The 13,315-nt window shown below is 65.9% G+C and carries 10 protein-coding genes; 3 read left to right on the top strand and 7 right to left on the bottom strand.

What is annotated here, in order from left to right:
* Nucleotides 1–39 precede the first annotated feature (39 nt).
* A complete protein-coding gene (dut, locus tag FYJ28_RS00580) occupies nt 40–525 on the bottom strand; it encodes a dUTP diphosphatase (RefSeq protein ID WP_235472114.1) in 486 nt (161 codons plus the stop codon).
* Nucleotides 526–690: 165 nt separating this feature from the next.
* Between dut and FYJ28_RS00575 the strand changes: the two genes are divergently transcribed.
* Complete coding sequence (locus FYJ28_RS00575) at nt 691–1,161, top strand: DUF3093 domain-containing protein (RefSeq protein ID WP_055241655.1); 471 nt, start codon at nt 691–693, stop codon at nt 1,159–1,161.
* Nucleotides 1,162–1,177: 16 nt separating this feature from the next.
* Here the strand turns inward: FYJ28_RS00575 and FYJ28_RS00570 are convergent, their stop codons facing one another.
* Nucleotides 1,178–1,477: a DUF4193 domain-containing protein gene (locus tag FYJ28_RS00570; protein ID WP_055241657.1), complete on the bottom strand. Its 300-nt coding sequence runs from the start codon at nt 1,475–1,477 to the stop codon at nt 1,178–1,180.
* 320 nt (nt 1,478–1,797) lie between these two features.
* Here FYJ28_RS00570 and sepH point away from each other — a divergent pair, with 320 nt between their 5' ends.
* Nucleotides 1,798–3,018, top strand: coding sequence for a septation protein SepH (sepH, locus tag FYJ28_RS00565; RefSeq protein ID WP_154577927.1), 1,221 nt, complete (start codon nt 1,798–1,800; stop codon nt 3,016–3,018).
* Nucleotides 3,019–3,042: 24 nt separating this feature from the next.
* On the opposite strand, the gene FYJ28_RS00560 is transcribed toward sepH, so the two are convergent.
* The 4 genes from FYJ28_RS00560 to FYJ28_RS00545 form a co-directional block, all read right to left on the bottom strand.
* Complete coding sequence (locus tag FYJ28_RS00560) at nt 3,043–3,759, bottom strand: thymidine kinase (protein WP_154577926.1); 717 nt, start codon at nt 3,757–3,759, stop codon at nt 3,043–3,045.
* 3 nt (nt 3,760–3,762) lie between these two features.
* A complete protein-coding gene (locus tag FYJ28_RS00555) occupies nt 3,763–4,941 on the bottom strand; it encodes an alkaline phosphatase family protein (RefSeq protein WP_055241663.1) in 1,179 nt (392 codons plus the stop codon).
* Nucleotides 4,942–4,946: 5 nt separating this feature from the next.
* On the bottom strand, nt 4,947–5,618 hold the full coding sequence (locus tag FYJ28_RS00550; RefSeq protein ID WP_055241665.1) for a DUF5998 family protein: 672 nt from the start codon (nt 5,616–5,618) through the stop codon (nt 4,947–4,949).
* Between the two features lie 77 nt (nt 5,619–5,695).
* Nucleotides 5,696–8,431: a bifunctional acetate--CoA ligase family protein/GNAT family N-acetyltransferase gene (locus tag FYJ28_RS00545; protein WP_055241667.1), complete on the bottom strand. Its 2,736-nt coding sequence runs from the start codon at nt 8,429–8,431 to the stop codon at nt 5,696–5,698.
* A gap of 88 nt (nt 8,432–8,519) precedes the next feature.
* Here FYJ28_RS00545 and FYJ28_RS00540 point away from each other — a divergent pair, with 88 nt between their 5' ends.
* Nucleotides 8,520–11,003: a DNA gyrase/topoisomerase IV subunit A gene (locus FYJ28_RS00540; protein ID WP_154577925.1), complete on the top strand. Its 2,484-nt coding sequence runs from the start codon at nt 8,520–8,522 to the stop codon at nt 11,001–11,003.
* Nucleotides 11,004–11,078: 75 nt separating this feature from the next.
* On the opposite strand, the gene FYJ28_RS00535 is transcribed toward FYJ28_RS00540, so the two are convergent.
* Complete coding sequence (locus tag FYJ28_RS00535) at nt 11,079–13,310, bottom strand: heavy metal translocating P-type ATPase (protein WP_055241672.1); 2,232 nt, start codon at nt 13,308–13,310, stop codon at nt 11,079–11,081.
* Nucleotides 13,311–13,315: the final 5 nt, after the last annotated feature.

The following is a 13,315-nucleotide window of genomic DNA, read 5'->3' as shown; positions in this document are numbered from 1 at the left end:
CTCGTCTGTTCCGGGCAGTTGAACCCGGGATAAAGCGGCCTAAGCCGTCGCCGTACCGAATCCGCCGGTGGAACCAAAGCCGCCTGCGCCGCGGACGGAATCGGAAAGCTCCGCCACCGGCTCGAATTCTGCGGTTTCAACCCGCTGGATGACCATCTGCGCGATTCGGTCTCCGCGCTTCAGCCTGATCGGTTCAGCCTTGTCCGTATTTAACAGTGTGACGGAGATTTCACCCCGGTAACCCGCGTCAACGGTACCGGGTGCGTTAACTACCGTGAGCCCGTGCTTCGCAGCGAGCCCTGAACGCGGGTGGATAAGCGCCACGTAGCCAAAGGGAAGGGCAATGGCGACGCCGGTGGGAACCAGGGCACGCTCGCCGGGGGCCAGTTCGACGTCGACCCGTGCACGGAGATCCGCACCGGCATCCCCGGGATGGGCGTAGGACGGCGCTTCGAGGCCGTCGTCGAGCATTTTCAGCTGGACTTTCACACTGGGTCCTGCTTGCTGCACAGCTGTCTCCGGGATCTTTCTGGAACGGGTTTTCGGGGCACGCGGACCCGCAAAGGGGGTGTCCGGCAGCGCCTTGACCACTTTAGCGCGTACAACTCCCGTCAGCCCGCCCGCCGCGCGGGGTCCCGGCCGGCAGGCCCGCAAGATGAAAACCCGGCGCAAAGGTGGAAAGCTGGGAGTATGTCGACCCCCGCTGCCCAAAGCCCTGCCCAGACCGTCCTTTATTCCGAGCGGCTGCTGCCGGCATTCTGGATCTGGCTGGTGGTCGCCGGCATCGCGGGGACTTTCGTCCTGGCCTTTATCCCCATCAGTCTGCTCACCGGCATTATCGTCGCCGTGGTTGCGGCCGTGGCGCTCACGGTCCTGCTGCTGATGTCCACACCGGTAATCCGGGTAACACCCCAGGTCCTGCAGGTGGGGCGGGCCCAGATTGAGCGCAAATGGGTGGGCGAAGTCCAGGCCTTCCGCGGCGAGGATGCCACCCAGCAGCGGGGCCCGGCCCTGAATGCCACCGCTTACCTGTGTATCCGGGGCTGGATCAGTCCGGTCGTAAAGATCGAGATTACTGATCCCGCTGACCGCACCCCCTACTGGCTCACGTCCACCCGCCATCCGGAGAAGCTGGCCGCAGCGCTTCAGGCTGCGGCGTAACCTTCCCGGACTGCGCTCAGCCTACGCAGTCGATGCAGTAGTAGAGCCCGTCTTTTTCCTCCGCGATCTGGGACCTGTGCCGAACCAGGAAGCATGATGCACAGGTGAATTCGTCCTGCTGGGCCGGCAGGACCCTAACCATCAGCTCTTCACCCGAAAGATCTGCTCCCGGCAGTTCAAAGCTGTCTGCGGTTTCGGCTTCGTCTTCATCCACTACTGCGGACTGGGTGTTCGTCCGCCGTGTCTTGAGTTCTTCAATTGATTCTTCGCTGGCGTCCTCGTCGGCCTTCCGCGGCGCGTCGTAGTCTGTCGCCATATTTCTCATCCCACCATCCGGTGTCGGTACTGCACGGGTATTTCCGGCACGTTGCTGCGGTACCGGGCTTCGGCCCGGAACCGCAGAGCGGCTCGGAGTACTCAACGCCGCGGACCGCATGTTTGTGCCCGCAGAAGAGAGATTTTTGTCCGCTGGGAACGAAATAGCCACGCCCGCGCGTCCTGGAGCGTCCGTACGGGCAAAGAATGGCGCCGCCCGCGGCTGCGGATCCGCGCCACACCGGCCTAAACGGTAGGATTTTCAAGGCCCGGGTGGCATTGTTTCAAGGAGGAGTTGGCATCGATAGCGAGGATTTTTTCATGCAGGATCTACGGCTCGTGGGTGTCCATGAGGGCGGCGAACATCTGCTGCTGAGCGGTCGGGGCGGCGAAACCTTCCGGCTCCGCATCGACGAAGCCCTGCGCGTTGCCGCTGCCCGTCCGGCACGGCGGGCCGGGCAGCCGGCTGAGCCGGACGCCGGACCAACCATGACCCCCCGTGATATCCAGGCCCGCATCCGTGCCGGAGCCAGCGCAGAGGACGTCGCTGAGCTCTCCGGACACGACCTCGCGCACATCCGCCGTTATGAAGGTCCAGTGCTTGCTGAGCGTGAGTACATTGCCCGCCAGGCACAGTCCGTAGAGGTTGCAGCTCCCATGTCCGCAGCGCAGGACAGCCACCGTTCAGCGTTTGGCGACTCCCCTGTGAGCCTCGGCGAAATGGTCAGCCACCGCCTGCGTGCCTTCGGTGTTGATCCCGAAACCGTGGTGTGGGACTCGTGGCGCCGCCCGGAAGGCTCCTGGGACGTCGTTGCCCGCTTCAGCCTGGCTGAGAACTCCCGCGTTTCCGTCGGCGAAGAACCTCCTGCCCGCTGGACCTACAGTCCGCTGCGCCGTCAGGTCACCAATTCAAACCGGTGGGCCCAGCTGCTCAGTGAACTCGCGCCCGTTGACTCCCCTGTGCCGGCCCGGAGGCTTTCCGCGGTGGCCGACCGCGTCTTCGACTTCGAAACGGATACGGCTCCCGAAGAGCCCGTTACCGTAAGCGAGGAGGAAACCGACGAGCTGCTGAACGTACTGCGCTCCCGCCGTGGACAGCGGCTTGGTACCGATGAAGAGGGCGACGACGCATTGGCCGCCCTGCTCGCAAAAGGCAGCATCCCGGCCGCCCACCCGCGCGAAGGCCAGGCCGAACTCGAAGACGAGTCCGCACACCGGCCGCGCACCGGCAGGCTGAGCCTTGCCCCGGTACCCCCGGGCGGGGAAGAGGACGCGACGGACGCGCCAGACCCTGAGCCGGTTGCCGATCCGCTGCGCCTTGACGAAGGAATCAGTACCTCAACCAGGGAGATCAGCATCCTGGCCAAGCCGCTGCGCGGCTCCCGGCCGGACAGCCAGTCCGCCCCGGAGAAGCCCGACGAAGACCGTGGGGAAACCCCGGAACAGGCGGTCAAGGAACCGGTCACCGAACGCCGGATCAAGCCGAAACGCTCTTCCGTGCCCAGCTGGGACGAGATCGTCTTCGGCACCAAGGGCGATTAGCGGGGCATTGCCGGTCTCTGCGGACTAGCTGCGCGGCCTCTCGAGGGCGCAGACGTCCGGGTCCTCTCCCACACCGGCGAAACGGGCAGCCTGCTGGGCGCCCATCCGGCGCATGTAGTGGCGGCGGCAAAGAGTCTCGTAGCCCACGACCGGTGCGGCTCCGGCTTCCTCCGGCTCAAACAGTGCTTCCGGTGCGGGGTCCGCTGAACGCTTGTCCACGTCTCCCACAACCACCTGGTCACCGGTCACGACCATTACGCCGTCCACCGTGCGGGCGTTGTGCGTAGCCCGGCGGCCGCACCAGCACAGCGCCCGCACCTGCAGTACTTCGATCCGGTCCGCGAGCTCGATCAGCCGCCGGGAACCGGGAAACAGCCTGGTGCGGAAGTCCGTGGTGATGCCGAAGGCGAAGACGTCGATGTCCATCTCATCCACTATCCGGGCAAGCTGCTCGATCTGTCCTTCGCTGTAGAACTGTGCCTCATCGCAGATCAGGTAGTCCACCCGGTCACCCGCGCCGCGGCTGCGGATTACTTCGTCCCAAAAGTCGGTGGTGTCCCGGACCTCCGCCGCGCGGGTTTTCAGGCCCAGCCGGCTTGAAATCATGGCGTTGCCGGCACGGTCGTTGCGGCTGAAGAGGATCCCTCCGCGCCCCCGGGCACTGTGGTTGTAATCCATTTGCAGCGCCAGGGTGGACTTGCCGCAGTCCATGGTCCCGGAGAAGAAAACGAGCTCTGCCATAACCTACTTCCGCCCGCTCTTTGCCGGCCGCGCCAGCGTCAGGAGCGGGACTTCGCGCTCGGCACGGGTCAGGGAGCCGTGCTGGCCCACCATCTGCAGTGCGGACGGGCTGGCCCTCCGGGTGTCATAGAGGGCAATCGGTTCGCGTGCGGCGACCAGCAGGTCGCCGATGCGCGGGAGCACTTCGGGCCGGACCGGGCCGAAGAGCCCGGCGGCCACGGCTTCGTCCCGGGTCATGATCCAGGTCTTGGAACCAAGCGCCCGGCGCCATGCGGCGGCCAGCCGCTCGAGCGTGCCCGACGGCGCATCCGGCTCAAGGTGCAGCTGCACCAGCCGCGGGTCGCCGGCTGTATGCCGGACCCCGTCCACCAGCGCCGGGTCGGCGGAGAAATCGATCCTGTCCGCTGGGGCAGTGTCCACCATCCCGTGGTCGGCCGTGAGCAGCACCAGGGTGTCCTGCGGCAGCTTGGCGGTGAAGCGCTTCAGGGCGGAGTCGAGCTCTTCCAGCGCCCCGCCCCACTCGGAGGACTGTGCTCCGTGCCGGTGCCCGATCTTGTCCAGCTCGTTGAAGTAGAAGTACATCAGCATGCGCTTTTCCGAGGCGAGGGACTCGGAGGCCGCCTGGATCCGGGCATGTATTCCTATGCCGGAGGCGTGGGATCCGCCGCGCAGGGCCGCCTTGGTCATCGCGGAGTCGGCAAACCTCGGCAGGCTGACAGTTGTGACCGGCACGTGCTCGGCTGCCTGTTCCAGGACGGTGGGGAACGGCTGCCACAGCCGGGGATTCACGCCCGGATCCCAGTTCCCCAGCATGTTGACTACCTTGTCCTGTGCCGGGTCCAGTACGTCATAGCCCACCATGCCGTGCTGGCCCGGCGGGAGGCCGGTGCCCAGCGAGGCAAGTGAGGCCGCAGTCGTCGTCGGGAAGGCAGCGGAAAGTGTCCGTCCGCTGTCCAGCAGCGAACGCAGGTAGGGCGCGTGTCCGGCCCGCTGTTTCAGCAGGCTGCGGCCCAGGCCGTCAACCATAACCACACAGACCCGGCGTGCGGCGGGCAGCTCAAGGGTGTTCGTGAAGCCTGGAACCTGCAGTGCTGCTGCTGCGCTGCTGAGGACTTCGGCTACGGAACTGCGTCCGTAGCCGGGCGCTTTCGGAAGCGGTTCGGGAGCGGCGGGAGAGTCCACGCCCCTTACCGCTGGTGGTGGCCGCGGTTGAAGCGGCTGCCGATGCCGGGCATCCGCTGCCGGTCAAGGGCGGGGTCCACGGCACGCACGTTCATGGTGTCAGTGTTGACCTTGCGCAGGGCGCGGGCAAAGGCCTTGGCGTTCTGGACAGCCTGGATCCCGTCGGCTTCAGCCGAGACGCGCAGCACGATGTCTTCCTGCGCAATGGTTCCGGTGTAGCCATGGTCGGCTTCGCACTGGGGATCTGCGCAGCCTGCCGGCCCCATGTCCAGCCGCTGTCCCCCGGACCAGGCGATTGCCAGGGTCAGTTCCCGGGCCTGGTCGGACGGCTTATAGTTCTGCGGCTGTGAGTACATATAGCCGAGCACAACCGAACGGATCTGTGTGACGGGCACGGACTCGGTGGAGACCTGGGCCATCATCTGTTCGCCGGCTTCGTCCAGCTGCTGGTCGTCCACGTGGGTGATCACCAGCATGTCCTCGGTGAGGACCAGGACGGTGATATGCCGGTGCACTTCCGTCCGGTCAAAGTGCGTCTCAAGATGGATCAGGTGAGAGAGCGGTTCACGCCCGTCCAGGGCGTCATGCACAACGTCTGCCAGAAGCGTGGGATAGAAGCCTGCGCGCTCCATGGAGGCGTCAAGGCTGCGGCGTTCAGCTGAAAGTAGCGGCGACATGCATCCAGTTTCCCCCAGATTTGCCCTGAGCACCTAAAAAGGCGCGCTGACAGTGCATAACTTCAGGCAGCGCGGGGTTAGTCACGCAGGGCCCGGCGGGCGCTGTCTGTCCGCTGCTGCGGGTTGCCCAGCCGGATATCAGCGCTCAGGACGGTGACTCCCTGCACCGAGACGAGCACGGGATTGATTTCCAGGAGCGCAATTTCCGGGTGCTCGTCCTTCAGCAGCGCCACCTTCGAAATCAGCTCCTCCAGGGCAGCAACGTCCACCTTGGGCAGCCCCTGGTAGCCGAAAAGCCGCCGGGAGGTCCGCGGTGTCCGTACCAGGTCGGCGATGTCCACGTCCGTGAGCGGCGGGATGCCGTGCGCCCAGTCGTCGAGGAGGTTCACCGCGTCCCCCGCAATGCCAAAGGACAGGACCGGGCCCAGCAGCGGATCCTCAATGGCCCGCAGTACGCAGCCCTGGCCGGACGGGGCCATGGACTGCACCTCAAGCTCAAACCGCCCATAGGGCTCCAGCGCCGTCCGCATCTCGGAAATGTTGCTGCGAAGCGACTGTTCAGAGGAGATGTTCAGCCGCACACCGCCGAGGTCCAGGCGATGCCGCAGGTGCTCATCCATGGTCTTGAGCACCACGGGCCAGCCCAGCCGGTTGGCTGCTTCCACTGCCTCATCCTCGCTGCGGAACGGCAGCGAAGGGAGGACGTCAATACCGTAGAAACCCAGCAGCCGCGCAGTCTCGGCAGGCCCAAGGCGCAGCAGCTCGGTGTTGGCCACACGGGCCATCTGTTCCTCAATGAAGGCGTGCGCGGCCTCAGTGTCCACGCCGGCGGGCGAGGTGAAATGGCCGTGTTCCCGTCCGGACCACTCGGTGTAGCGGACCAGCGCGGCCAGGGCAGTGACCGCGGCACCCGGGCTGGCGAAGCACGGCAGCCCGGCAGGCAGCTGCGCATCGGTTCCCGGTTCAGCACCGTCTTCGTCCGCCGCGGCCGGCTGGAGGGCAGCACGCAAGGCCAGGACACCTTCGGTGTGCTGGTTCGGATCCATGATTCCGGTAAACACGGCCACAACCGGCTTCGAAGCCTCCAGTGCGCAGTCCAGCAGCGTCTCCGCCACCGCGTCATTGCTCAGCCCCGCTGAGGGAAGCAGGGTCACGACGGCGGAATGCACTGCTTCGTCGGAGAGAGCCTTCGCCACGGCTTCACGCAGTGCGGGCAGGGCTGCGCTTTGGCCCCGGTCCAGTTCCAGGTCGGTGCGAAGGTGCACGGTATCCAGGTCCAGCGCGACGGCGGCGTCCGCCAGCACCCGGCCCAGCGCTGCGGAGTTGCTGAGCACGGCCAGTCCCCGGCCGCGCGGCAGCGGCTGGCTGCAGGCAATCTGCGCAACATCCATGAGCTGTTCATTGGTGGGGACGCGGATGACTCCGGACTGGCGCAGCATTGCGTCCAGTGCGCCGCGGGGCGCCTGGGTCAGCCGGACAGAGTGCCCCGGGGGCAGCTGCAGCCCGGTGACGTCCGACTTCGCCACGATCACCGGCTTGCTGGTGGCCAGCCGGCGTGCAATTCGGGAGAACTTACGCGGGTTTCCCACTGACTCGAGGTAGAGGCCCACCACTTTCGTGTCCGCGTCGTCTTCCCAGTACTGCATCACGTCGTTGCCGGAGACATCTGCCCGGTTACCGGCGGAAATCGTTGAGGAAAGGCCCAGCCTGCGACGCTGCGCCGCCGCGTACAGCAGCACGCCGATTGCAGCCGACTGGCTGAACAGGCCCAGTCCCCCGCGGCGCGGCAGGGCCGGAGCCATCGAGGCGTTGAGGGAGATTTCAGGACGCGTGTTGATCAGGCCCAGGGACGCCGGGCCAACCACCCGCATGCCGTTGGCCCGGGCGTAGCGCACCAGCCGGCGCTGGCGTGCCAGTCCTGCCTCGCCGTCGTCGAACCCTGCACTGACCACCAGCAGGTGCTTCACTCCGGCAGCAGCGCATTCCTCAGCCACGCGCTGCACCTGGTCATACGGCACGGCGATGACTGCCAGGGAGACGGGCTCGGGGATCTCAGAGATCTTCCCGTAGGAAACCATGCCGGCCAGTTCAAAGGCCTCGGGGTTTACCGCGTAGACGCTGCCGGTGAATCCGCCCTCGACGATGTGTTCCATGAGCTGGTAGCCAACGCTCCCCCACTCACGGCTGGCACCAATCACTGCAATGGACGACGGCGAGAGCAGGTTCGCGACGCTGCGCGCCTCGGCCCGGTGTTCCCGGGCTTCCATCACTGCACGGGATTTCTCGGTGGGGTCAATGTCGAAGTCAAGGGCGATCACGCCGTCGTCGAAAGCCCTGCGGACCTCATAGCCCGCATCGGCAAAGACGCTGAGCATTTTGCGGTTCTCCGGAAGCACCTCGGCACTGAAGCGGCGGATCCCGTTTTCGCGGGCCGCCGCGGCCAGGTGTTCAAGGAGGATCGAGCCGATTCCGCGGCCCTGGTGCTCGTCGGAAATGTTGAAGGCGACCTCGGCCTCGGTGGGGTCGTCCAGGCGGTCATACCGGCCAATGCCCACGATCTCGGTGCCGAGTGTGATGACAAACGCAACGCGATCCCGGTAATCGACGTTGGTAAAGCGCTTCAGCTCGCGGCCGCTCAGTTTAGCCTTGTAAGTGAAGAAACGAAGATAGATGGAGCTCTGGGACTGCCGCATGTGGAATGCCTGCAACGCCTCGGCATCGGCCGGGGAAACCGGGCGGAGATGGCCCGTACCGCCGTCCCGCAACACGACATCAGCTTCCCAATATTCGGGGTATTGTCCCTGCTCCGCCATAGACTCAGCCTAGTGGGCATTTTTTAGAACCCGCCACCGAACCGCCATAAGGCACCAAAACCCACAACCTCAAGGACGCAAGAAATACATGGCCCGGCGCTCCGCCTCCGCACCCACTCCCGGTGAACCAATCGCCGAGAACATCATCGATATAGACGTCACCACCGAGATGGAAGGGTCCTTCCTCGAGTACGCCTACTCGGTGATCTATTCACGTGCCCTGCCGGATGCGCGTGACGGATTGAAGCCGGTGCAGCGCCGCATCCTGTACATGATGTCCGAGATGGGGCTGCGGCCCGACCGTGGCCACGTCAAGAGTGCCCGCGTGGTGGGCGAGGTAATGGGCAAGCTCCACCCGCACGGCGATTCAGCCATCTACGACGCCATGGTCCGGATGGCCCAGGACTGGGCACTACGCCTCCCGCTGATCGACGGGCACGGCAACTTCGGTTCGCTCGACGACGGCCCGGCTGCCTCGCGGTACACCGAGGCCCGCCTTGCCGCTGCGGCGCTGACGCTCACCGACCACCTCGATGAAGACGTGGTGGACTTCGTCCCGAACTACGACAACCAGCTGACCCAGCCGGAGGTGCTGCCGGCTGCGTTCCCGAACCTGCTGGTCAACGGCGCCAGCGGTATTGCCGTTGGCATGGCGACCAACATGGCACCGCACAACCTGGGTGAAGTCATTGCCGCCACCCAGCACCTCATCCGCCACCCCGAGGCAACCCTCGAAGACATCATGCGGTTCGTGCCGGGACCTGACCTGCCCTCCGGCGGCCGGATCGTCGGCCTGGATGGAATCCGCGACGCGTATGCCACCGGGCGCGGTTCGTTCAAGACCCGGGCCAAGGTGGAAGTTGAACAGCTCACCGCCCGCCGCACCGGCCTGGTGGTCACCGAGCTTCCGTACATGGTGGGTCCGGAAAAGGTGATCGAGAAGATCAAGGACGCGGTGACGTCCAAGAAACTCCAGGGCATTTCCGACGTCGTTGACCTGACCGACCGCCAGCACGGTCTCCGCCTGGTCATTGAGCTGAAGAACGGGTTCAATCCCAAGGCTGTCCTGGCCCAGCTCTACCGGTACACGCCGATGGAAGATTCGTTCGGCATCAACAACGTCTCCCTGGTGGACGGCCAGCCCCGGACCCTGGGCCTGGTGGAGCTGCTGCAGGTTTATGCCTCGCACCGCCTCGGCGTGGTCCGGCGCCGCACTGCCTACCGGCTTGGGCGCAAGAAGGACCGGCTGCACCTCGTTGAGGGCCTGCTGATCGCGATCGTCGATATTGACGAGGTCATTCAGGTGATCCGCTCCTCGGAGGAAACGGCCGAGGCCCGGACCCGCCTGATGTCCATCTACGACCTCACTGAAATCCAGGCGAACCACATCCTGGAACTGCGCCTGCGCCAGCTGACCAAGTACTCCCGCCTCGAGCTGGAGAAGGAACAGGAAGAACTCCGCGCTGCCATCGAGGAGCTCCAGGCGATCCTGGATTCCGAAGAGCGCCTCCGCGGACTTGTCTGTGACGAGCTGGGCGAAGTCGCTGCCCGGTACGCGACTCCGCGCCGGACCGTGCTGCTGGAGTCCGAAGCCGTGGCGCCGATGGCTTCCGAAGCCGTGGCCGTGAAGGCAGGCAAGGGTGCCAAGGCCGTTCTGCCCCTGCAGATCCCTGACGATCCCTGCTGGGTGATTCTCTCTGCCTCCGGGCAGCTGGCCCGGACCGCCAACCAGGAGCCGCTCGCCGAGGGCGGCCAGCGGACCCGGCATGATGTGTTCCGTTCCGTGGTCGCCACCACCGCCCGCGGTGAAATCGGCGCGGTCACCTCATCCGGCCGCATGATCCGGGTGCAGGTGATGGACATGCCGGCGCTGCCCCCGACCAACGGGCTGCCGAATCTCGCCGGCGGTGTGCCTGCCAAGGACTTCATGACCCTGGCCAAGGGCGAGAAACTGATCGGCATGGTGCCGCTGAACGCCGTACTGGCCCTCGGTACCCGCAACGGCGTGGTCAAGCGGGTCAATCCCGACTACCCGCTGAACCGGGACGACTGGGAAGCCATCACCCTGAAGCCCAAGGACGAAGTGGTGGGTGCCGCCGTCGCTGCGAACGAGGACGACGAACTCGTCTTCGCCACCCGGGGCGCCCAGCTGCTGCGCTTCCCTGCTTCCGTCGTCCGTCCGCAGGGACGGACCGCGGGCGGTGTGGCCGGCATGAAGCTCAGCGATGGTGACCAGGTCATCTTCTTCGGCGTGGTCCCGGCCGGCGACCCGGACGCCGTCGTGGTCACCGTTGCCTCCGGCACCGAAACGATTCCCGGAACGCCCGGCGGGTCGGTTAAGGTCACCGATTTCTCCGAGTACCCGGCGAAGGGACGTGCAACGGCGGGTGTCCGGGCGCACCGGTTCCTCAAGGGCGAAGATGCGCTCGTGGTGGCCTGGGCCGGGCACGGTCCGGCGAAGGCTGCCGCTGCCAACGGTGTTGCCCGTGCCCTGCCCACCGAGCACGGCCGGCGGGATGGATCGGGTGTGCCCCTGGCGAGCCCGGTCGACCACGTGGGTCCCAGCTTCTAGCCGCTGTAACGCAGTTCGGCCGGGCCTGGCTAACCAGGCCCGGCCGGACTTTTGTCCTGTGGCAGGTTGTTCGTGCTACTTGCCGAAGCTGCGCAGCCGCAGCGAGTTCAGCACAACGAGCACAGAGCTGGCTGCCATGGCTGCGCCGGCGATCATGGGGTTCAGGAGCCCGAAAGCCGCAACCGGGATGCCTACAGCGTTGTAGAAGAAGGCCCAGAACAGGTTGACCTTGATGGTCCGCAGCGTCCGGCGGGAGAGCTCAATTGCCGTCGCCACCTGTCCCAGCGAACTGCCCATGACGGTCAGGTCCGCAGCGGCCATGGCAGCGTCAGTACCCGAACCCATTGCGATGCCAAGGTCGGCCTGGGCCAGTGCCGCGGCGTCGTTCACGCCGTCACCGGCCATTGCCACCGTGGCGCCCTCCGACTGGAACCGGCGGACTGCTTCGACTTTGCCCTCCGGGCGGACGTCTGCGAGCACGTCCCCAGCGGGAATGCCGACTTCCCTGGCTACTGCTGCAGCCACCACGGCGTTGTCCCCCGTGAGGAGAACAGGCCTCAGACCGAGTGCGGAGAGCCGGGCAACAGCTTCCCGCGAACCTTCCTTGATGGTGTCCTGCAGGCTGATCACGCCAGCGGGAACCCCGTCCACAGCCACAACGACGGCGGTGGCACCGGTTTCCTGTTCGTGCAGGAGCACGTCCTGCGCAGCAGCGTCGAGCAAAATCCCGTTTTCCTGCAGCCAGCCGGGACGGCCTGCGACGACGCTTCGTCCCTCGACCATGCCGCGTACTCCGCCGCCCGGTGAGGACTGGAAGCCGCTGACCGGTGCCAGCCCCGGTCCCTGTTCGGCAGCTGCGGCTATTGCACGTGCGATCGGATGCTCACCGGCGTTCTCAAGCGATCCGGCAAGGCGGAGCAGTTCAGTTTCATCTTCGGTGCGGCTGCCCGGCAGCAGGACCGTGCGGGCAACGGAGAGCTTTCCGCTGGTGACCGTCCCTGTCTTGTCCAGCAGGATGGTGTCCACCATGCGGGTGTCCTCAAGGACCTGCGGGCCCTTGATGAGGATGCCAAGCTGGGCTCCGCGGCCGGTACCGGTCAGCAGGCCCACCGGAGTGGCCAGCCCGAGCGCGCAGGGGCACGCAATGACCAGCACGGCAACGGCAGAGGTGAAGGCACCCTGCAGGTCGCCGGTGAGTACCAGCCACAGCACAAAGGTCAGTACGGCAATGGCCAGGACCACGGGCACGAACACGGAACTGATCCGGTCTGCCAGCCTTGCGATCGGAGCCTTGCCGGACTGGGCAGCACTCACCAGTGCGCCCATCTGGGCCAGCGTTGTTTCACTGCCCACGCGGGTAGCGCGGACCAGCAGCCGTCCCGAAGTGTTGACGGTCGCCCCTGTCACGGGATCCCCGGCATGGACTTCCACCGGCAGGGATTCTCCGGTGATAAGGGCAGCGTCAATGGCGGATTCGCCGTCGACCACTATTCCGTCAGTGGCGACCTTCTCCCCCGGACGGACAACGAACACGTCCCCGGGAACCAAATCGCCTGCCGGTATCTTCTCTTCCCGGCCGTCCCGAAGGACTACTGCCTCCTTCGCGCCGAGTGAAAGGAGCGAGGTGAGGGCGTCCGCCGCGCTCGTTTTGGCGCGGGCTTCCAGGAACCGGCCAAGCAGCAGGAAGGTAGTGACCACGGCGGCCACTTCGAAGTAGAGGTGCGCCTCGCTCATCCCCGGATCCGCGGTCAGCGCGGGATCGGCGATCAGCTGCCCCAGGGAGAAGAGGTAGGCCGCGGAGACACCAATGGAGACCAGTGTGTCCATGGTGGAGGCAAGGTGCCGCGCGTTGACCGCCGCCGCCCGGTGGAACGGCCACGCAGACCACAGCACCACGGGAAGGGACAATAGCGCTGCTGCCCATCCCCAGTTGGGGAACGCGAACGCCGGGACCATGGAAATGAGCAGCACGGGAACTGTCAGCACGGCTGCCGTTATCAGGCGGGGCCGCAGTTCGCCGGCAGTGCCGCCGTGGGCCATGTGGTCCTCATGGCCGTTGTGTGCCGGAGTGGCCACGCTTGCCCGGTAACCGGCTGCTTCGACGGTTTCCACCAGCTGCTGGTCGCTGACGCCTGCCGGAACCTTCACCGTGGCTGAGTTGAGCGGAAGGTTGACGCTGGCCTGCACACCGTCAATCTTGGCGAGCTTGCGCTCAACCCTGTTGACGCAGGAGGCACAGGTCATGCCCTGAATGTCCAGCGACACCTCGCGCTCAGCGCCCAGGTGCTGCTGTTCACGGGTTTCCATGATTC

This window comes from Arthrobacter sp. BL-252-APC-1A, assembly GCF_009696625.1.
Lineage (GTDB): Bacteria > Actinomycetota > Actinomycetes > Actinomycetales > Micrococcaceae > Arthrobacter_B.
The sequence above is the reverse complement of the archived record's forward strand: the minus strand, read 5'-3'. Positions and strand labels throughout refer to the sequence as shown.